Origin of the sequence: Streptomyces sp. NPDC005775 (assembly GCF_042871565.1) — a bacterium.
Lineage (GTDB): Bacteria > Actinomycetota > Actinomycetes > Streptomycetales > Streptomycetaceae > Streptomyces.
Genome location: NZ_JBIAIU010000001.1, coordinates 55960 through 74611, shown reverse-complemented (window position 1 = coordinate 74611; position 18652 = coordinate 55960). Strand labels below are relative to the sequence as shown.

18 protein-coding genes are annotated in these 18652 nt (G+C 70.5%); 8 read left to right on the top strand and 10 right to left on the bottom strand.

The window, feature by feature from the left end; all coding sequences use genetic code 11:
• Positions 1-30: 30 nt before the first annotated feature.
• Positions 31-690, top strand: a complete 660-nt coding sequence (locus tag ACFYPA_RS00360; protein WP_359080304.1) for a DNA-binding response regulator — start codon at positions 31-33, stop codon at positions 688-690.
• Between the two features lie 92 nt (positions 691-782).
• Here the strand turns inward: ACFYPA_RS00360 and ACFYPA_RS00355 are convergent, their stop codons facing one another.
• Together ACFYPA_RS00355 and ACFYPA_RS00350 are read right to left on the bottom strand one after the other, a co-directional pair.
• Positions 783-1256 carry a carboxymuconolactone decarboxylase family protein gene (locus ACFYPA_RS00355; protein WP_359080306.1) on the bottom strand — a complete coding sequence of 158 codons (474 nt, stop codon included), beginning with the start codon at positions 1254-1256 and terminating at the stop codon, positions 783-785.
• 252 nt (positions 1257-1508) lie between these two features.
• Positions 1509-2081: a GNAT family N-acetyltransferase gene (locus ACFYPA_RS00350; RefSeq protein WP_359080308.1), complete on the bottom strand. Its 573-nt coding sequence runs from the start codon at positions 2079-2081 to the stop codon at positions 1509-1511.
• Between the two features lie 59 nt (positions 2082-2140).
• Between ACFYPA_RS00350 and ACFYPA_RS00345 the strand changes: the two genes are divergently transcribed.
• Positions 2141-2581, top strand: a complete 441-nt coding sequence (locus tag ACFYPA_RS00345; protein WP_359080310.1) for a GNAT family N-acetyltransferase — start codon at positions 2141-2143, stop codon at positions 2579-2581.
• A gap of 130 nt (positions 2582-2711) precedes the next feature.
• Here the strand turns inward: ACFYPA_RS00345 and ACFYPA_RS00340 are convergent, their stop codons facing one another.
• Both ACFYPA_RS00340 and ACFYPA_RS00335 read right to left on the bottom strand, forming a co-directional pair.
• The gene (locus ACFYPA_RS00340; protein WP_359080312.1) at positions 2712-6086 is read right to left on the bottom strand and encodes a pyruvate carboxylase; all 3375 of its coding nucleotides are present in this window, start codon (positions 6084-6086) and stop codon (positions 2712-2714) included.
• Between the two features lie 353 nt (positions 6087-6439).
• Positions 6440-7513, bottom strand: a complete 1074-nt coding sequence (locus ACFYPA_RS00335; protein ID WP_389128438.1) for an alkene reductase — start codon at positions 7511-7513, stop codon at positions 6440-6442.
• A 115-nt stretch (positions 7514-7628) separates the two neighbouring features.
• Between ACFYPA_RS00335 and ACFYPA_RS00330 the strand changes: the two genes are divergently transcribed.
• Positions 7629-8006 carry a MerR family transcriptional regulator gene (locus ACFYPA_RS00330; protein WP_359080316.1) on the top strand — a complete coding sequence of 126 codons (378 nt, stop codon included), beginning with the start codon at positions 7629-7631 and terminating at the stop codon, positions 8004-8006.
• A gap of 17 nt (positions 8007-8023) precedes the next feature.
• Here the strand turns inward: ACFYPA_RS00330 and ACFYPA_RS00325 are convergent, their stop codons facing one another.
• The gene (locus ACFYPA_RS00325; protein ID WP_359080317.1) at positions 8024-8770 is read right to left on the bottom strand and encodes a TetR/AcrR family transcriptional regulator; all 747 of its coding nucleotides are present in this window, start codon (positions 8768-8770) and stop codon (positions 8024-8026) included.
• An 88-nt stretch (positions 8771-8858) separates the two neighbouring features.
• Here ACFYPA_RS00325 and ACFYPA_RS00320 point away from each other — a divergent pair, with 88 nt between their 5' ends.
• Positions 8859-9731, top strand: a complete 873-nt coding sequence (locus ACFYPA_RS00320; RefSeq protein ID WP_359080319.1) for an NAD(P)H-binding protein — start codon at positions 8859-8861, stop codon at positions 9729-9731.
• Positions 9732-9822: 91 nt separating this feature from the next.
• On the opposite strand, the gene ACFYPA_RS00315 is transcribed toward ACFYPA_RS00320, so the two are convergent.
• Positions 9823-10392 (bottom strand): GNAT family N-acetyltransferase, encoded by a 570-nt coding sequence (locus tag ACFYPA_RS00315; RefSeq protein ID WP_389128433.1) that lies wholly within the window; start codon positions 10390-10392, stop codon positions 9823-9825.
• Positions 10393-10592: 200 nt separating this feature from the next.
• On the opposite strand from ACFYPA_RS00315, the gene ACFYPA_RS00310 reads away from it, so the two are divergent.
• Positions 10593-11039 carry an SRPBCC domain-containing protein gene (locus tag ACFYPA_RS00310; protein WP_359080322.1) on the top strand — a complete coding sequence of 149 codons (447 nt, stop codon included), beginning with the start codon at positions 10593-10595 and terminating at the stop codon, positions 11037-11039.
• Positions 11036-11419 (top strand): metalloregulator ArsR/SmtB family transcription factor, encoded by a 384-nt coding sequence (locus ACFYPA_RS00305; RefSeq protein ID WP_359080323.1) that lies wholly within the window; start codon positions 11036-11038, stop codon positions 11417-11419. Before ACFYPA_RS00310 ends, ACFYPA_RS00305 begins: the two co-directional genes overlap by 4 nt.
• A gap of 178 nt (positions 11420-11597) precedes the next feature.
• On the opposite strand, the gene ACFYPA_RS00300 is transcribed toward ACFYPA_RS00305, so the two are convergent.
• Positions 11598-12059, bottom strand: coding sequence for a VOC family protein (locus ACFYPA_RS00300; protein WP_359080325.1), 462 nt, complete (start codon positions 12057-12059; stop codon positions 11598-11600).
• Between the two features lie 142 nt (positions 12060-12201).
• On the opposite strand from ACFYPA_RS00300, the gene ACFYPA_RS00295 reads away from it, so the two are divergent.
• Positions 12202-13200 carry a YafY family protein gene (locus ACFYPA_RS00295; protein WP_359080327.1) on the top strand — a complete coding sequence of 333 codons (999 nt, stop codon included), beginning with the start codon at positions 12202-12204 and terminating at the stop codon, positions 13198-13200.
• A 455-nt stretch (positions 13201-13655) separates the two neighbouring features.
• Positions 13656-14912 carry a right-handed parallel beta-helix repeat-containing protein gene (locus ACFYPA_RS00290; protein WP_359080329.1) on the top strand — a complete coding sequence of 419 codons (1257 nt, stop codon included), beginning with the start codon at positions 13656-13658 and terminating at the stop codon, positions 14910-14912.
• Between the two features lie 139 nt (positions 14913-15051).
• Here ACFYPA_RS00290 and ACFYPA_RS00285 read toward each other — a convergent pair whose 3' ends face one another.
• The 3 genes from ACFYPA_RS00285 to thpR all read right to left on the bottom strand — a co-directional run bounded on the left by ACFYPA_RS00285 (position 15052) and on the right by thpR (position 18623).
• On the bottom strand, positions 15052-16446 hold the full coding sequence (locus ACFYPA_RS00285; RefSeq protein ID WP_359080331.1) for a VWA domain-containing protein: 1395 nt from the start codon (positions 16444-16446) through the stop codon (positions 15052-15054).
• A gap of 64 nt (positions 16447-16510) precedes the next feature.
• The gene (locus tag ACFYPA_RS00280) at positions 16511-17677 is read right to left on the bottom strand and encodes an alanine--tRNA ligase-related protein (RefSeq protein ID WP_359080332.1); all 1167 of its coding nucleotides are present in this window, start codon (positions 17675-17677) and stop codon (positions 16511-16513) included.
• Between the two features lie 286 nt (positions 17678-17963).
• Complete coding sequence (gene thpR / locus ACFYPA_RS00275) at positions 17964-18623, bottom strand: RNA 2',3'-cyclic phosphodiesterase (RefSeq protein ID WP_359080334.1); 660 nt, start codon at positions 18621-18623, stop codon at positions 17964-17966.
• Positions 18624-18652: the final 29 nt, after the last annotated feature.

Genomic DNA, 18652 nt, shown 5'->3' with positions numbered 1-18652 from the left:
TGCCAGACTGGCGGGGTGCGGAATGAACAGATGTTTTCGGTCCAGGGGGATGCGGAGCTGATCGCGCGCGCCGGTCATCTCTTCGAGTCCGTGCGCACCGAGTTCCTGTGCGCCGCACGGGACCTCGACACCTGGTCGCAGCCCGCCGCCAGAGAGGCGGTCCGCAAGCGGATGCGGGGGGCGGAGTCTCCGGGGCTGACCGCCCGCAAACTGCTCAGCCCGATGGCGCTCGCCGATGAGGCGACCCGCGAACATGTGCGATCGGTGCAGGGGCAGGGCGCCCTCGTGCGGATCAGTGGCTCGCCCCTGCCCCACGAAACCATCATCATCGACCGGCGGGTCACGATCCTCGCAGGCCGCGAGACGCCCACCGGCCGCCAGTACACCGTGACGACATCGCCGACCATGGTCGATGGGGTGCACGCGCTGTTCTCGGCGATCTGGGACAACTCCGTCGAACTCGACACCTACCTGCTCCGGGACATACCGCACCTCGACGCCGACGGCCGCACGATCCTCGAAGCGCTCGGTTCCGGGCGCACCGACGCATCCGCGGCCAGGCGGCTCGGCGTCTCGCTGCGCACCTATCGCCGGCGCGTGGCGGAGCTGATGGCCACGCTCGACGCCGGCTCACGCTTCCAGGCCGGGCTGCGGGCGGGTGAGCTGGGACTGCCCCGCCGGCCGGAGTGACCGCCTGCCTGCCGCCGCCGCGCACAGGGTGCGGGCACGGCCGCGGCAGGGCAGCCCCCCCCAGGCCGTTCTCGTTGTCCCGAGACTCCGGGTCAGTCGAACTGGCCGGGCTGGTAGTCGCCCGCGGGCTGCTGGACGATGACGTTCAGCCGGTTGAAGGTGTTGATGAAGGCGATGGTCGCCACGAGCGCGACGAGCTGATCCTCGTCGAAGTACTTGGCGGCATTCGCCCAGGCCTCGTCCGTGACGCCCCCGGCCGCGTCAGCGATGCGGGTGCCCTGCTCCGCCAGCTCCAGCGCGGCGCGCTCGGCGTCGGTGAAGACCGTCGCCTCCCGCCAGGCCGCCACGAGGTGGAGGCGGGTCGCGGTCTCCCCGGCGGCAGTGGCGTCCTTGGTGTGCATGTCGGTGCAGACACCGCAGCCGTTGATCTGGCTCGCGCGGAGCTTCACCAGCTCCGCCGTCGCTGCGGGCAGCGTCGAGTCCGCGAAGGTCCTTCCTGCGGCGACCAGGTGCTTCAAGGACTTGGCCGCGAGCGGGTTGGCGAACAGGTTCAAGCGCGCTTCCATGGTGTACTCCCTGGATGGTGAACGGATACACCCCTGTGACGGACCGGCCGGGAAGAATGTGACAGGGCCGCCTGTGACGTGCGACTCCCCGTCTGTGTCCCGGCCGGCGATGCCGGGGACGTCGACCACCAGGAGTCGTGTCACCTGGGGTCCAACGTCACGGCCACGACGGCGATCGCGAAGTGGTTCGGCGGACCGCACCGGCGATGAGAGCTGGGCCGAGTCCGCGAAGGGCCGTCGTGCGCCCGGCCTTCAGCGCAGGTCGAGGCGCATCAGGACCCGGGGATGCCCGGCCAGGACGGACGTGGTGTCGGCGGCATGGGTGAACCCGGCGCGCTCGAAGTTCTTCCGGATCCCGGCGTACGCCATCGTCAGGTCGACCCGGGCGTCACCGCTGTCGAGCGGATACGCCTCGACCGCCGGCGCGCCGTGGGCGCGGGCGAACTCGACGGTGCCGGCGATGAGGGCGTGTGAGATGCCCTTCTTCCTGTGGCCGGGGCGCACGCGGATGCACCACAGGGACCACACCGGCAGGTCATCGACGCAGGGAATCCTGCGGCTGCGCGCGAACGAGGTGTCCGAGCGCGGCGCCACGGCGGCCCAGCCGACCGGCTCGTCGCCGTCGTGGGCGAGGACACCGGGCGGCGGCTGCCCGTGGCACAACTCGGCGACGTACTCACCGCGTGCCGGACCGCGCAGCTCGTTGTTGAGCCGGGACGGGATGCGGTGGCTCAGGCACCAGCAGACGCTGGCCTCCGCCGACTTCGGGCCGATGAGCGCACGGACGTCCTCGAAGTCCGATGCCGGGCGCACGTCAATGGTCATGGCACCACAGTGACATGCGTACCGGGCCGGCGGACGAACCCCACGCATAAGCTCAGCCCATGAAGATCACCGTACGGCCGGCGGCCGAGAACGACCTGCCGGCGCTGCTGGCCCTCTACAGCGAACTGAACCCCGACGATGCTCCGTTGACCCCCGGAACCGCACGTGGCGTGTGGGAACAGATCTCGCGGCAACGCGGACGTACCGTCCTGGTCGCGGACGCTGCCCACACGATCGCCGGAACCGCGGACTGCCTGGTCATGCCGAACCTCACCCGGGGTGGCCGGGCCATCCTGTTCGTGGAGAACGTCGTGGTGGCAGGAACCGCGCAGCGGCGCGGCGTCGGTCGTCTGCTGATGGACGCTGCCGTCCGTCTCGCCGAGGAGAGCGGCTGCTACAAAGTGCAGTTGCTGGCAGCGGACGACGCCTACGTGCACACCTTCTACGAAGCGTGCGGCTTCAAGGCCGCGGCACAGGGATTCCGCCGCTACATTCCCTGAGGCCGCCCGGAACCGGGTGGGACCACGCTGCGAAATTCGGAGGCGCGCGACTTCCGCCCTCCGCATACTGACGGCTGGGCTGCGACCGGCGCTGCGGCCCGCCCGCAGACGTACGGGCGGGCCAGGCGTGTCAGCCGACCTCGATGAGCAGATCACCGGCCTCGACCTGCTGGACCTTGCCGATCGCCAGGCGGCGCACCACTCCCGCGGCCTGCGCGGTGATCGAGGCCTCCATCTTCATCGCCTCGATGGTGGCGACCGTCTGGCCGGCCGACACCGACGTGCCCTCCTCGACCTGCAGCGTCACGACGCCGGCGAACGGTGCGGCGACATGGCTCTGGTTGCCGCGGTCCGCCTTCTCCGCCGCCTTCACATCGGTCGCCACGGACTTGTCCCGTACCGAAACCGGCCGCAACTGCCCGTTGAGGGTGGCCAGTACGCTGCGGAAACCGCGCTCGTCGGGCTCGGAGATCGCCTCCAGCTCGATCAGCAGGGTGACACCGGGGTCGAGCGTGACCGTGTGCTCGGTCTCTGTCTCCAGGCCGTACAGGAAGTCCTGCGTAGGCAACACGGACGTGTCTCCGTACGCCTCGCGGTGGGCGTTGAACTCCTTCGTCGGGCCGGGGAACAGGAGCCGGTTCAACGTGGCGCGCGGGGACTCGCGCAGAGCTTCGAGATCCTCGTCCGACAGGTGCGGCGTCTGCGCCTTCGCAGGCCGTCCCGCCAGCGCGCGTGTACGGAACGGCTCCGGCCAGCCACCGGGCGGGTCACCGAGTTCGCCCCGCAGGAAGCCGATCACGGAGTCCGGCACGTCGAACTTGCCGGGATCGGACTCGAAGTCCGACGCCTCGACACCCGCGCCCACCAGATGCAGCGCCAGGTCGCCGACCACCTTCGACGACGGGGTCACCTTCACCAGCCGGCCGAGCATGCGGTCGGCAGCGGCGTAGCAGTCCTCGATGAGTTCGAAGCGGTCGCCCAGGCCGAGGGCGATGGCCTGCTGACGCAGGTTGGACAGCTGCCCGCCCGGGATCTCGTGGTGGTAGATCCGGCCGGTGGGCGACGCCAGCCCGGACTCGAAGGGGGCGTACACCTTGCGGGTCGCCTCCCAGTAGGGTTCCAGGTCGCCGACCGCCTGGAGCGAGAGACCGGTCGCGCGCTCGGTGTGGTCCGTGGCGGCCACCAGCGCGGACATCGGGGGCTGGCTGGTGGTTCCGGCCATGGAGGCGACTGCCGCGTCCACCGCGTCCACGCCCGCGTCGATCGCGGCGATCAGCGTGCCCAGCTGCCCGCCGGCCGTGTCGTGGGTGTGCAGGTGGACCGGCAGGTCGAACCGTTCGCGCAGCGCGGTGACGAGGGTGCGGGCCGCCGGCGGACGCAGCAGTCCGGCCATGTCCTTGATGGCGAGCACATGCGCGCCCGCCTCCACGATCTGCTCGGCGAGACGCAGGTAGTAGTCCAGCGTGTACAGGGTCTCACCGGGGTCCGAGAGGTCCGCGGTGTAACAGAGGGCCACCTCGGCGACCGAGGTGCCGGTGGCGCGGACGGCGTCGATCGCCGGGCGCATCTGGGACACGTCGTTGAGGGCGTCGAAGATCCGGAAGATGTCCATCCCGGTGGACGCGGCCTCGGCGACGAACGCCTCGGTGACCTCGGTCGGATAGGGCGTGTAGCCGACCGTGTTGCGCCCGCGCAGCAGCATCTGCGTACAGATGTTCGACACGGCTTCCCGGAGCTTGGCCAGCCGCTCCCACGGGTCCTCGGCCAGGAAGCGCAGCGCCACGTCGTAGGTGGCCCCGCCCCAGCACTCGACGCTCAGCAGCTGCGGCACGGTGTGCGCGACGTGCGGGGCGACGGCCAGCAGGTCGCGGGTACGGACCCGGGTGGCCAGCAGCGACTGGTGGGCGTCGCGGAACGTGGTGTCGGTGACGGCGACGGCCGACTGGGCGCGCAGTTCGGCGGCGAAGGCCTCCGGACCGACGGCGGCGAGGCGCTGACGCGACCCGGCCGGCGGCGTCCCGGCCGGCAGGGCGGGCAGCTTGTCGGCGGGCTCGATGACGGAGGGCCGGGGACCGTACGGCCGGTTGACGGTGGTCTCCGCGAGATAGCCCAGCATGCGGCTGCCCCGGTCGGCCGACGGGCGGGCCCGGATCAGTTCCGGATGCTCCTCGATGAAGCTGGTCGTGATGCGCCCCGCGCGGAAGTCGGGCTGGTCGAGCACCGCTCCGAGGAACGGCAGGTTCGTCGCCACGCCGCGGATGCGGAACTCCGCGATGGCCCGGCGCGCACGACGGGCCGCGTTGGTGAAGTCGTGCCCGTGACAGGTCAGCTTGACCAGCATCGAGTCGAAGTGGGCCGATACCTCGGCGCCCGTGTGGACGGTTCCCCCGTCCAGCCGGACGCCGGGACCGCCCGGGGAGCGGTAGGCGGAGATGGTGCCGGTGTCCGGCCGGAAGCCGTTGGCCGGGTCCTCGGTCGTGATGCGGCACTGCAGCGCCGTGCCGTTGAGGGTGATGTCGTCCTGGGTGAGATGAAGGTCGGGCAGCGTCATGCCGGCGGCGATGCGCAGCTGTGCGATCACCAGGTCGCGTCCGGTGACCTGCTCGGTGACGGTGTGCTCGACCTGGATGCGCGGGTTCATCTCGATGAACACGTGGTTGCCGCGCTCGTCGACGAGGAACTCGACGGTGCCCGCGTTCACGTACCCGATGTGACGTGCGAAGGCGACCGCGTCGGCACAGATCCGGCTCCGCAGCTCCGGGTCCAGGTTCGGGGCGGGCGCGATCTCGACGACCTTCTGATGGCGGCGCTGCAACGAGCAGTCGCGCTCGTAGAGATGGACGACATTGCCGTCGGCGTCGGCGAGGATCTGCACCTCGATGTGGCGGGGGTTGATCACCGCCTGCTCCAGGAAGACCGTCGCGTCCCCGAACGCGGAACGGGCCTCACGCATGGCCGCGTCGATCGCCTCGCGCAGCTCACCCGGTTCCGCGACCCTGCGCATCCCGCGCCCGCCGCCACCTGCGACGGCCTTCACGAAGACCGGGAAGCCGATGTCGGCGGAGGCCGCGACGAGCGTGTCGACGTCCTCGGAGGGCTCGGACGACTTCAGCACCGGAACACCGGCAGCCCGGGCGGCCGCGACCGCCCGGGACTTGTTACCCGTCAGGTTCAGCACCGATGCCGGCGGCCCGACGAACGTGATCCCGGCTTCGGAGCACGCAGCGGCGAGGTCCGGATTCTCTGACAGGAAGCCGTACCCGGGGTAGATCGCGTCGGCACCCGCCTTCCGGGCGGCCTTGATCACCTCGTCCACCGAGAGGTAGGCCCGTACGGGATGCCCGGGCTCCCCGATCCGGTAGGCCTCGTCGGCCTTGGCGCGGTGCAGGGAATTGCGGTCCTCGTGGGGATACACGGCCACGGTGGAGATTCCGAGCTCGAACGCCGCGCGGAACGCCCGGATCGCGATCTCCCCGCGGTTGGCGACCAATACCTTGTCGAACATCAAACTCCCCAGTCGTGTCACGGGCGCGTGGCCTCAGGACAGGCGATGTCGCACGGGATGCGCGTATCGGCATCCGGTGGTCACGTGGCGGTGGCGAAGTGCTCCGTGGTTCTCGGGCCCGGAGCGTTCGACACCGTACCGGAGACCTTCCCAGAGATCGCGGGCGCAAAGGATGGCGTGCGTCACGTGCCGCGATTGCGGCCCTCCGGCCCCAGGGAGCGATGCCCCGGGCGGCGCACAAGGCCCTCGACCGTCCGGCTCCCGACGGGGCATCAGGGCCCGGCGCCGCGTACTGACGTGCACGCACCGGCAGCCCGCCGGCGACACGCTCACCGGCGGGTGCCTCAGGGGTTTCAGGCCGCGTACTGGTAGGCCGGGTAAGTCAGGTAGCCGGCATCGCCGCCCTGGTAGTACGTGGCCTCGTCGACAGGGGCGAGCGGCAGCCCGCCGCGCAGCCGCTCGACGAGATCGGGGTTGGCAATGAAGGCGCGGCCGAAACTGATCAGGTCGGCGCCCAGTCCGAGCCAGTGGTCCGCGTCGTCCCGGCCGGTCTGCTTGGGCCCCATCGGAAGGGTGGGGTTGATGATCAGGGTGCCCGGCCATGCGCGGCGCAGCGTGAGGAGTGCCTCCTCCTCGACGGTGGCCTCGAGATGGACGTACGCGACGTCGAGGCGGGCCAGTTCGCTGAGGAGCGCGGTGTAGAGCTCGACGGTTTCGCTGTCCTCGACGCCCCAGAACAGCCCGCCCGGCGAGAGGCGGATTCCTGTCCTGGCACCGCCGACGGCGTCGACGGTGGCGGCGGTGGCCTCGACGGCGAATCGAATCCGGTTGGCGATCGGGCCGCCGTATCGGTCCGTTCGCAGGTTGGCGTTGGTCGAGAGGAACTGGGAGATCAAGTAGCCGTTGGCGCCGTGCAGTTCCACTCCGTCGAAGCCGGCGTCGACGGCGCGGCGGGCGGCCCGGGCGTACGACTGCGCGTGCTCGGGCACCTCGGTGGTGTCCAGGGCGCGGGGCATGGGGGCGGGCTGGGGCCCGGACGGGGTGAACACGTCACCGACGGCGGGGACGGCCGAGGGCCCGATCGGCTGTATGCCGGTGGTGTCGGGGTGCGAGACCCGGCCGCCGTGCATGATCTGGGCGAAGATCCGCCCACCGTTGGCACGGATGGCGGCGGTGACGGGGCGCCAGGAGGCGACCTGCTCGTCGGTGTGCAGCCCCGGCGTCCCCGGATTGGACTGCCCGATGACGCTCGGCTGGACCCCTTCGCTCACGATCAGTCCGGCACTGGCCCGCTGGGCGTAGTAGGCGGCCATGGACGGCGTCGCCAGCCCGCCGGCGGCGGCCCGTACCCGGCTCATCGGGGCCATGACCACCCGGTTGGGCAGCGTCAGACCGGCGAGACCGTAGCCGGTGAAAAGGGATGTCACGTCAGAACTCCTTCGCGTTCAGCGGTGCCCGGACCCGGGCATGCAGTTACGCTAAAACCTCACATTGATGTCAGAGGCAAGTCCTGTGACGCAGGACACCATGGGGGAGGGTTGCGTGCGCATCGGGGAACTCGCGACACGGGCCGGGGTCAGCGTCCGGTCCGTGCGCTACTACGAGGAGCAGAGCCTGCTCACCAGCACCCGCAGTTCCAGCGGGCAGCGGCACTACACGCAGGATGACGTCGAACGGGTCGCGTTCGTCCAGCGCCTCTACGCGGCAGGACTGTCCAGCCGCACCATCGTCGAGTTGCTGCCCTGTGTCGACGCGCCCAGCAGGGAGAACTCCGACTCCGCGCTGGAGCGGATGGCCCAGGAGCGCGAGCGGCTGTCCGCGCACATCGACGACCTCCTGCGGACCCGGGACACCCTCGACGTACTGGTGGCGACGGCCCGGGCGCACCGCGAACAGTTGGCGCATTCCGTAGCCGGCTGACGGCGGACCCGGCCGCGTCAGGCCTGCCGGCTGTCGGAGGCGAGGCGGTCCAGCCACTCCCTGAGGAGCTGCTGCTCCGAAGCGCTGAGAGTCGTCTGATCGGGCAGCGCGGCGCGCAGGGCGCGCGCGGCGCCGGCCGGCCCTGCGCGCCGCACGGCCGGCTCCTGGTTGGTCACGGCGGTGACCATGGATTCCCGCAGCGCGGTCAACAGTGCCGGATCGCGCCGGTCCTCCGGCAGGGAGAGCCATGTGAGCACGGCTCCGCGCCCCGTGGCATGGATGATCATCGCTGCCAGTTCCTCGTCCACGCGGAGCCAGCCACCGGCGGCGAGGCGCCGGATCCGGCCCTTCAGGATCTCCATTCCGGCCTGGAAGGCGGCCGATGCCGGCTCCGTGGGCTCGCTGTACATCAGCGAGTACAGGGCTGGATTGTCCAGGCCGAATTCGACCGCCAGATCCCAGCCGGCCCGCAGGTCCTCGATGGGATCGCGGGGCTCGGTTTCGACGTGCTTGGCCGCGAGGAATTTGGCGAAGCCGTGCTCGGCGACCGCTTCGAGCAGCCCGTCCTTGTCGCCGAACAGTCGGTAGATGGCCGGGGGTTGAAGGCCCGCCGCGACGGCTACCGCCCGAGTGGTGACCGCGTCGCGGCCCTCGCGTGCGAGGAGGTCTGCGGCGGCCTCGATCACGCGCTGCCGCGGCTGCTCGCGCTCTGAGGCCGTGGTTCCGGAACCGGCGGCGGTGGTGCTGGGGGGACGGGGTGGCATGTATCGACGATACAGCGCTGCTGGTTCCGTCGTTAGTAACGGTGTTATCGTGTAATTGATTCCAGTGGAACCAAGTGGGGAGTGCAGCATGATCATCGTGACCGGAGCCACCGGGCAGCTCGGGCGTCGGATCGTCGAAAGCCTGCTGGTACGCGTGCCGGCGGATCAGGTGGGCGTCAGCGTCCGTGACCCGAGGAAGGCCCAGGCCTTCGCCGACCAGGGGGTACGAGTGCGGCGCGGCAGTTTCGACGAGCCCGGCGGCCTCGCCCATGCCTTCGAGGGCGCCTCCCAGGTCCTCATCGTGTCCGTCGACCGGATGGGCGAGGAGGCGGTACGCCTCCACCGAACCGCCATCGACGCGGCCGTCGCCTCGGGTGCGCGCCGCATCCTCTACACCAGCCACATGGGGGCCGGCGCCTCGTCCCACTTCCAGGCCTGCCGCGACCATGCCGCCACCGAGCGGGCGCTGAGCGCCTCGGGTGTGCCGTTCACCGCGCTGCGCAACGGCTTCCATGCGGCAGCCGCGGTGCAGTTCCTCGGCCATGCCGCCGAGTCCGGCTGCCTGGAGCTCCCCGAGGACGGTCCGGTGAGCTGGACGGCCCACGCCGACCTCGCCGACGCGGCCGCGGCCATCCTGGCCGACGAAGGCCGGTTCGACGGCCCTACGCCCCCGCTCACCGCCGCACGGGCCTTCACCTTCGACGAGGTCGCCGCCCTCGCCTCAGATGTCACGGGTCGTGCCTTCACGCGGACCACCGCGTCCGACGACCGGTTCCGCGACCAGTTGAGGGGCAACGGTGTGCCTGTCGACGCGGCCGATCACCTGCTGGGCATCTTCGCGGCCGCCCGCGCCGGCGAGTTCGCGGCTGTCGGCCCGACGCTGGCCGACCTGATCGCCCGGGAACCGACGGCCTTGAGTGCGGTCCTGCGCGAGCATGGCTTCCACGGCGGCGGCCACTGACGGGTGGCCGGGCGCGGCGCCGGGGAAGTGCGCCAGCTGTGCGCGCCGGGTTCCGGCAGTGGACGAGGCGAGGCAGCCGGGAGCGCACCTGTCAGGAATTCGATGAATCGCCGTGGCGGGTGGCTGGGTCACGTTCGTCGCTCGGCGCGGGCGGTCGAACCATGCGCATGTTCGGCAGTCGTCCTCGCCAGAGCTCGTGCTCGCCCGTGGACTCGAATCCGTAGCGTTCGTAGAAGCGGACTGCCCGTTCGTTGTATTCGGTGACCCACAGGAACACGGACGCGCCACCGGTCCAGGCGAGGAATTCCCTCATCAGCCGGCCCCCGACGCCGTGCCCCTGGACTTCGTCCAGCAGATACATCGGCCCGAGGGTGACCGCCGCGCCCCGGCGACCGCACAGGAAGCCGACGATCTCCCGCCCGGAGCGGACCACACGGCAGTACAGCCGATCCGGCTGTTGCCCGGCCGCTTCGATGAACTCCCGCCACTGGGCGATGCCTGCCGCGGTGGCGGAGGGGCCACGGTGCTCACGTATCCACGCTTCGTCGACACCCGCCGCCGCGTGGGGATAGGTCTGCAGCCAGATCCTCAGATGCAGAGGCCCTATCGACGACGCGTCCTCGGAATCCGGCACTTCGATCACATAGGTCATGGTCGCCATCCGTTCGTCTGCCCGGCGCGTCCGAAGGACGAGCCCAGCCGTGCGCTGGGCGTGACAAGGGTGGCGCAGCCCATGCGGGCCGAGGGTATCCTCCGCTCCGCCCCGCAGGCCCTCTGGCGCAACCAATTGGTTGCGCCAGAAGTCTGGTCGTGCAACCCTGGAGTTGCAAGTCACACTCGACGATGGAACGGAGTCACCTCATGAGCGAGGACCGGATCGAACGCGAAACCGTGATCGAGGCGCCCCTGGAGAGGGTCTGGTCGCTGGTGGCCCAGCCGGGCTTCTGGGTGGCCGACAAGGCGACCCTGCCGGGCACCGTGGCGAGAGAGGGCGAATCGATGGTGGCGAAGCACGCCGAACACGGCGACTTCCCGGTGCGTGTGGAGAAGGTCCGGCCGCCGACGTACCTGGCGTACCGATGGACCAGCGCGTTCCCGGGAGAGGAACTGCGCGAGGACAACAGCACCCTCGTCGAGTTCACGCTGACCGAGGAGGGCGACCGGACGCGGCTGCGCGTCGTCGAGAGCGGGTTCGCGGCACTGGCGGGATCCGAGGAGCTGCGCAGTCAGAACCTCAAGGACCACACCGGAGGCTGGCCCTTGGAGCTCGACGCCCTCAAGCAGCGTGCCGAACAACCCGCAGCATGACGGAAGAACGACCTGGTGCCGCCGAGGCCGTCGGCAGCGTCCTCGGCGCGCTCGCCGACCCGACGCGACGCCAGTTGCTCGACCTGCTCGCCGCGCGGGGTGAGGCCACCGCGACGACGCTGGCCGAGCGGCTGCCCGTGTCGCGGCAGGCGGTGGTCAAGCACCTCGCCGTCCTGGATGCCGCGGAGTTGGTGTCCGGCACCCGGGTCGGACGCGAGGTGCGCTACGCCGTACGGCCCGCGGCGCTCGACGCTACGGCGCGGTGGATGACCTCCCTCGCGGCCGACTGGGACCGTCGGCTGGCGCACATCAAACGCGTCGCCGAGGCGGCGGAGGAGGAGGGTGCCGGGGACTCCGAGGGGCGTCGGCCGCTCAGCTGAGCCGGTCGGTGGAGTCCATGGCCCGGGTGCGGGTCGCCGCCCGGCCGGCGAGGAGCTTGCTGCGGTCCTCGAGGTGCTGCCCGCCCCGGCGTGTGCGGGAGGGCCAGGTCCCTGGTCCTGCACGCCGGGCCGCGGGCAGGTCCAGGGCCAACAGGTCGGCTGCAGGAGCCGAGCAGTGTCAGTCGAGGCAGAATTCGTTGCCCTCGGGGTCGGTCATCACGATGAGGCCGGCGCTCAACGGGGGAGCAGGCTCATCGCGTCGTACGCGCTTGGCCCCCAGGGCGACGAGCCGGTCGCACTCCGCCTCCAGTGCCGCCATCCGCTCCTCTCCCCGCAGTCCGGGAGCCGCGCGGACGTCGAGGTGGACGCGATTCTTTGCGACCTTGTCCTCCGGTACCTGCTGGAAGAACACGCGTGGACCGTGCCCGGCCGGATCCTCGATGGCCGATCTCGAGTTGCGCTGTTCCTCCGGTACGCCGATCCGCGCGAGGAAGTCGTCCCACGCCGCCAGCGGGTCGGCGCCCTCGGGCAGGTCGACTCCGGGCGGCCCGGGGTGGACGTAGTCCAGCGCGTCGCGCCAGAAGGACGAGAGCGCCCGCGGGTCGTGGGCGTCGAAGGTGACCTGGATGTGCCGGCTCATCGGGTTGCTCCGCTCGTAGCTGGACTCGTGTGCAGGTGGAGAACGCGCCGCGCCCGCTCCCGGTCGCGTGCGTCAGTGTCCATGCGACCACCCTGACACCTGGGGCGGACAGGATCGGTCCGCCATCTGGCAGGGTGACGGCATGGACGTGGCAGGTGGTGACGTACTGGGCACGACGGAGCGGGTGCTCACCCTGCTCGGGCTGCTGCAGCAGCCTCGGGTCTGGACCGGACCCGAGCTCGCCGGCCGGCTGGGAGTCACGCCGCGCACGGTACGACGTGATGTCGAACGGCTGCGCACGCTGGGCTATCCGGTGCGGGCCGGCCAAGGTGTCGGCGGCGGCTACCGGCTCGGGCGGGGGCAGGACCTGCCGCCGCTGCTCCTCGACGACCAGGAGGCGATCGCCACCGCGGTCGCGCTGCTCGCCGGTGCGGGTGGCGCGGTCGTCGGTGCGGGCGACGCCGCACTCCGGGCGCTGACGAAGCTCGACCAGGTGCTGCCCACCCGGCTGCGGCACGAGGTGCGCGCACTCTCGGGCGCGGTCGAATCCTTCGGTGGAGGCCGTACACCGGTCGATCCCGGGGCGCTCATGACGCTGGCCAGGGCCTGCCGCGACGAGGTCGAGGCCGGCTTCGGCTACCTGTCCGGGGGTGAGGTGCGACAGCGGCGGGTCGAGCCCTACCGCCTGGTCGCCTCCGACCGGCGGTGGTACCTCCTCGCCTACGACATCGACCGCGACGACTGGCGCACCTTCCGTGTCGACCGGATGACCGAAGTGGCCGCGCGGGTCTGGCGCTTCAGCCCGCGCGCGGCGCCGGACGCGGCGACGTACGTACAGGAGGGTGTGGCGAGCCGTGTCTACCCGCACCGGGCACGCTTCCTCGTGCACGCGTCCGCCGACACGGTGCGCGCGCAGATACCGGCCTCGGCGGCCGTCGTGCGAAGGCGGGGGAGTGAGCTGTGCGAGGTGCTCAGTGGCGCTGCCGACCTCGACGCCGTGCTCATGCACGTGCTCCTGCTGGGACATGACTTCGAGGTACTCGACCCTCCGGAACTCGGTGCGCGCTGCCGCGCGCTGGCGCAGAACCTGCTGTCGGCCGGTGCGGCGCTCCCGCCGGTGGTGGACACGGAAGGGCCGTGAACCCCCACCACGCCGACACCGACTGAGCGCCTCCGGTCGCGCGCCCCCCCCAGGGGCCGTCGGCCGTCAGTCGTAAGCCGTCAGTCGTCACGGGTGCGGGGCGATGTGCGCAAGTGTCGTTCACAAGGTTGATTAGATTTCAGATACATGTCCATTGACGTGAACATGCTCGATACTTAGAGTCCATAGAAAGCGCTTGTGCGATCCGCTCGGCGGTCCCCCTCCGAGTGAACCGTTCATGAACTTGAACCGACACGGTGCCACGTTCCGACCCTCGACAGAAGGGGAGTCCCCGTTCCCATCCGGCGCGGCCGCGGCCTCACCCGTGTCGAAATCGCCGTCGCCGCCGAGCAGTTGGCCGACCCGCCGCCCCACACCCAGAGGCGGACCGAGCCATCGCACGACCACGCTGCACGAATTCGTCGAACGAACCAACCCCCACCTGGAGTCGAACGATGCAGATCAAACCCGTCATCGCATGCGTCACCCTGCTGGTCGGCTCGCTTGCCGCCGTGTCCGGCACGGCCGCTCAGGCGGCGCCCACCCCGCACCGGGCCGGAGCGTTGTCCGCGGCCCCCGGACTCAGCGCCTTCGGCGAGGCGGCGGCCGCCTCCGTGCCACTGGACGCCACCGCCCTCTACGTGGCACCCGACGGCACGGACGGCGCGGCCGGAACCGAGTCGGACCCGACCACGCTCGCCTCGGCCATCAGCCGCGTCGAGTCCGGCGGCACGGTCTACCTGCGCGGCGGGACGTACCACTACGCACAGACGGTCACCATCCCGCCGGGCAACGACGGTTCGTCGAGTGCGCGCACGACCCTGGCCGCGTACCCGGGGGAGGCGCCGGTGCTGAACTTCGCGGCGATGAGCGAGGACCCGGCCAACCGCGGGCTCGCCGTGGACGGCGACTTCTGGCACATCAACGGCATCACCGTCGAGCACGCCGGTGACAACGGGATCTTCGTCGGCGGCAGCAACAACATCGTCGAACGCGTCGTGACGCGCTTCAACCGTGACTCCGGACTGCAGATCTCACGGATCGCCTCGACCACCCCGGACGACGAGTGGCCCGCCAACAACCTCATCCTGAGCTCGGAGTCGCACGACAACGCCGACTCGGACGGCGAGGACGCCGACGGTTTCGCCTCCAAGCTCACTTCCGGCCCCGGAAACGTCTTCCGCTACACGGTGTCCCACAACAACATCGACGACGGCTGGGACCTCTACACCAAGAACGAGACGGGCCCCATCGGCCCGGTGACCATCGAGGACTCCCTCTCGTACAGCAACGGCACACTCTCGGACGGGACCGTGAACGCCGACGGTGACCGCAACGGCTTCAAGCTCGGCGGCGACGGCATCGAGGTCGACCACATCGTGCGCCGCAACATCGCCTACGGCAACGGCCACCACGGATTCACGTACAACAGCAACCCCGGCTCGATGACGGTGTCCGACAACGTCGGCATAGACAACGAGGAGCGCAACTTCTCCTTCGACAAGGGCACTTCCGTGTACCGGAACAACACCTCCTGCCGCAGCTCCGACGGGTCGAACGACAAGACGGTCGGCGACGCCGACGGCTCGAACCAGTTCTGGACCGGTTCGAACGGCTCCCGGTGCTCGTCGTACGACGGAGCGCTGGGCTGGTCGTTCGCTGCGGACGGCCGCCTTGTCGTGACGTTCGGCGGCACCGTGGTGAGGCCGTAGCCGACCGAGGGGCGGTGCCGCCTGCGCACGGGACGGGCGGCACCGCGGGGCCGGAGGCCGCACATGCGGCCTCCGGTGGCGTCGCGTCCGGGCCGGACCCCATGTCCCTCACCGGACTCGGGCAGGGCGGTGGAGACGTTCAGCGCACGATGCCGAGCTGCCGGGCGTCCCTCAGCCAGGACGGGAACTCCGACAGGAGCCGGTCGTACAGTTCCGCGTCAGGGACCTTCTCGATGTCGTCGGCGGCGAAGAAGCCGACGTTGTCGACCCGCCGGCCGGGCAGGGTGTCGAAGCGTTCCAGCACACCGTACTGCGACCGGCCGAGGCCGATGAACTGCCAGAAGACCGGCTCCTCCACCGCCGCGCGCAGCTCCCGCTCGATCTCGTCGTTGCGGTACACGCCTCCGTCGGAGAAGAACAGGACCAGCGTCGGGCAGGGAACCGGGTGGTCGCGCACGAACGCGCGAACTTCGGCGATGACCTTCTGCTCCTCGTTCTGAATGCCGACCGCCCGCATGTCGACCTGCCCCGGGCGCAACCCCCTCGGCGGCTTCTTCCGGCCGAAGAGGCTGACCTGCCCCACGCGCACGTGCAGCGCCAGCCATTCGGGCAGTTCACCGATCACGAGGTCGGGCAGCCGGGCAGGGTTGCTGGCGAACGTCCAGGCCTGCATCTCGCCGTCGTCGTCGAGTTGGGCCGCGACGGCCGCCATCCGCTCGGTGACACCCGCCACGGTGCCGCGTGTGTAGAGGCCGCCCATCGATCCGGACGCGTCGAGGACGAGGATGACGCGCGCGGTCAGTTGGGGCAGACCGTGTTTGGTCAGACTGACAGCGACCTGTTGCTTGCGCATCGACAGGCGCTTGCGCATGTCGACCGGCAGATTCTCCTCACCCTTGGTGAACCGGATGGAGGGCCCGTTCCGGCCGGCGGGGGAGCCGGCCTGCGAGGGGGACGGGGCAGCGGGCGCGGCGGGAGCGTGAGCGGGGGGCGGCGGCATCGTGGCCGCGGCAGGCTGTTCCTCGTCGACGCTGATGCCGAAGTCGGTCGCCAAACCGGCCAGCCCGTCCGCATATCCCTGACCGACGGCGCGGAACTTCCACCCGCCGTCGCGCCGGTAGAGCTCGCCGCTCACATAGGCGGTCTCCGAGCCTGCCTGCATGCCGAAGCGGGCCAACTCCGCCCCGGAGACGGCGTCGAGCAGCCGCAGATGTAGGCCCGGCACCTGCCCGAAGGACCCACCGTCGGCCGAAGCGCACAGGGCCACCCGCTCGATGTCCCGCCCCAGGACCCCGAGGTCGATGAGCAGCGCGTCGGCGCCCGGCTGTTTGCCGAGGTGACGCACGGCGCCGGAAGCGTGCTGCGGCTGGTTGTAGAAAACGAAGTCGTCGTCGGAGCGGACCCGTCCGCCACTGGTCAGCAGCAGTGCCGAAGCGTCCATGTCCGGCACGCCGGGCCCCGGTGACCAGCCCAGGACAGCTCTGACGGTGGATGCCGTCACCGGCATGTTGGCGCCCTTGCTCAATGCGGTCACAAGGACAGTCTGCCTGCCCTCGGAGCACAGGGCGCCTCCTGGGAATGTCGGCGACAGGCTCTTGTCAGCCTCGGCGCAGGCTCGTGATCAGATCACGTGGCAGACCATGGGTGTCGTGGAGGTAGTGGAAGTCCTCCTCGGAGAGTGGGCCTCGAAACCGAGGGCGGTCCAGCACCTGCCGGCCGCGTTCCATGAGGAGACGGAACCGGCGCTGCTCGTCGAGGAGCAGCCGGCGGACGTCGGCCGGCGGCATGTCCTGCCGGAAGTGGGCCAGGGTGTGCCCGACCAGGTCGTCCGGGAAGTCGTCGAGACCGTACGAAGGATTCTCGCGCCACAACACGGTGAGGACCCGCCGTACCAGGCGGCGCAGGACGTAGCCCCGGCCGGTGTTGGCCGGGCGCACGCCGTCGCCCAGCACCACGACAGCTGAGCGCAGATGGTCGCAGACCAGTCGCAGCGATGGCTCGTCCAGATGCCACAGGGGCGGTAGGAGCCGACGCCACGGATCGAAGAGGTCCCCTTCGAACACGGACGACTTGCCCTGGAGCAGGGCGGCCAGCCGCTCCAGGCCGAGTCCGGTGTCGATGTTCCGCTGGGGAAGTGGCACGAGGGAACCGTCGTCGAGCCGGCGGTGCCGCATCATCACGTGGTTCCACACCTCGACCCAGCGCTCGTCCCGGGTGGGCGTGGACCGGGGCGGTCCTTCACCGTTCCACAGGAAGATCTCCGAGTCCGGACCGCACGGCCCGACGGCTCCGTTGGACCACCAGTTGTCCTCCACGGTGAACTCGACGGGGACTCCGCGCTCCTGCCACAACTGAAGGGAGGCGGTGTCCCGTTCGCACTGGCTGTCACCGGCGTAGACGGTGGCGTGCAGCAGGCTGCGATCGACCCCCAGCCCTTCGGTGAGCAGTCCGTACCCCCAGTCGAGGCTGAGCGGGCCCTCGTAGTCGCCGAGCGACCAGGTGCCGAGCATCTCGAAGACCGTCAGGTGCGTGGCATCGCCGATTTCCTCCAGATCCGTGGTGCGCAGGCAGCGCTGTACGTTGACCAGTCGTCTGCCCAGGGGATGGGGGCGGCCCTCCAGATAGGGGGTGAGCGGATGCATGCCGGAGGTGGTGAACAGCACGGTGTCGCCCGGTGGAGGCAGCAGCGTCGAGCCGACGATCCGTTGATGACCGCGCTCTTCGAAGTACTCGACGAATGTACTGACGAGTTGTTCCGTGTTCACGGGATGACTCCTTCGCGACGTAGCGGGGGAGGCACCGGAGAACGGGACCGTTCAGTTGCCCGGCCGGGGCCAAAGGCGCCACGGCACTGCCGACGGACCGTTTCCGGTCGCCGGGGGAGGGGAAGTCAGACGGCGGCAACCGGCGAGCTGGGCGCTCGCGCGGTCGCGGTGGTGCGGGGGCCGGTGACGTTCATGTCATCGACGTTAGCGCCCCCTGCCCGGTGAAGCACACGGATTTGTGAGGGAACCACACATGGTCCGGGTGCTGAACGGGCACGCCCGGCCTTCAACGAGGGCTGTGCGGGCCGGCCGAGCCGCCGCGGCCCGCGGTTGGCGGAGGCGTCGAAAACCCGTCGACGCGGTCCCGGAAGCCGCCGAGGGGCCACGCCGTGATGTCGCGATAGCGGATCGGCCCGCTGCTCCGGGCGGCATTGCTGCCGACCAGGTGCAGACGCTCGGCCGCCCATGGGCGGCCGGTGAACCCGGCGAGCCCGGACGCGATCTCCGCAGCCGAGGACAGATCTCCCCGGCGGGCGCGGGCCAGTGTCAGGTGCGGTCGCAGGGGCCGGTTCTCGAGCGCGATTCCGCAGCCCCTGACGGCGGTACGCACGTCTGCCGCGAGCGCGTGCAACTCGTCCACGCCTCCGTCGATCCCGGTCCACAGCACGCGGTCGTCGAAGTCTCCGCCGCCCCGCAGCGCAAGGCGGGGCGGCGGGTGCGCGGCTGCGACGCCGGAGAGCGGGGGGCACAGGAGGGCGACCGTTTCGACAGGAAGTTCCCCGAGGAACGCCAGGGTGATGTGCCAGTCCTCGACGCGATTCCACCGCATGTGCGGATGTGTGGCGTAGGCGGTGCGGAGTTCCCGGACCAGTTCCTCTTTGGCGGGGTCGGGCGGGGCGAGGGCGATGAACACGCGAATGGTCGCGGTCTGCGTCTGTTCGTTCACGTCGGAATACGTGCCGTATCCGGTCCCCT

Bases quoted from the DNA above. Each gene is read 5' to 3' on its own strand.
- ACFYPA_RS00300 (WP_359080325.1), bottom strand. From the start codon at position 12,059: ATGAGCCGGCACATCCAGGTCACCTTCGACGCCCACGACCCGCGGGCG.
- ACFYPA_RS00305 (WP_359080323.1), top strand. From the start codon at position 11,036: ATGACGGAAGAACGACCTGGTGCCGCCGAGGCCGTCGGCAGCGTCCTC.
- ACFYPA_RS00340 (WP_359080312.1), bottom strand. From the start codon at position 6,086: ATGTTCGACAAGGTATTGGTCGCCAACCGCGGGGAGATCGCGATCCGG.
- ACFYPA_RS00320 (WP_359080319.1), top strand. From the start codon at position 8,859: ATGATCATCGTGACCGGAGCCACCGGGCAGCTCGGGCGTCGGATCGTC.
- ACFYPA_RS00345 (WP_359080310.1), top strand. From the start codon at position 2,141: ATGAAGATCACCGTACGGCCGGCGGCCGAGAACGACCTGCCGGCGCTG.
- ACFYPA_RS00310 (WP_359080322.1), top strand. From the start codon at position 10,593: ATGAGCGAGGACCGGATCGAACGCGAAACCGTGATCGAGGCGCCCCTG.
- ACFYPA_RS00295 (WP_359080327.1), top strand. From the start codon at position 12,202: ATGGACGTGGCAGGTGGTGACGTACTGGGCACGACGGAGCGGGTGCTC.
- ACFYPA_RS00315 (WP_389128433.1), bottom strand. From the start codon at position 10,392: ATGGCGACCATGACCTATGTGATCGAAGTGCCGGATTCCGAGGACGCG.
- ACFYPA_RS00355 (WP_359080306.1), bottom strand. From the start codon at position 1,256: ATGGAAGCGCGCTTGAACCTGTTCGCCAACCCGCTCGCGGCCAAGTCC.
- ACFYPA_RS00360 (WP_359080304.1), top strand. From the start codon at position 31: ATGTTTTCGGTCCAGGGGGATGCGGAGCTGATCGCGCGCGCCGGTCAT.
- ACFYPA_RS00325 (WP_359080317.1), bottom strand. From the start codon at position 8,770: ATGCCACCCCGTCCCCCCAGCACCACCGCCGCCGGTTCCGGAACCACG.
- ACFYPA_RS00350 (WP_359080308.1), bottom strand. From the start codon at position 2,081: ATGACCATTGACGTGCGCCCGGCATCGGACTTCGAGGACGTCCGTGCG.
- ACFYPA_RS00290 (WP_359080329.1), top strand. From the start codon at position 13,656: ATGCAGATCAAACCCGTCATCGCATGCGTCACCCTGCTGGTCGGCTCG.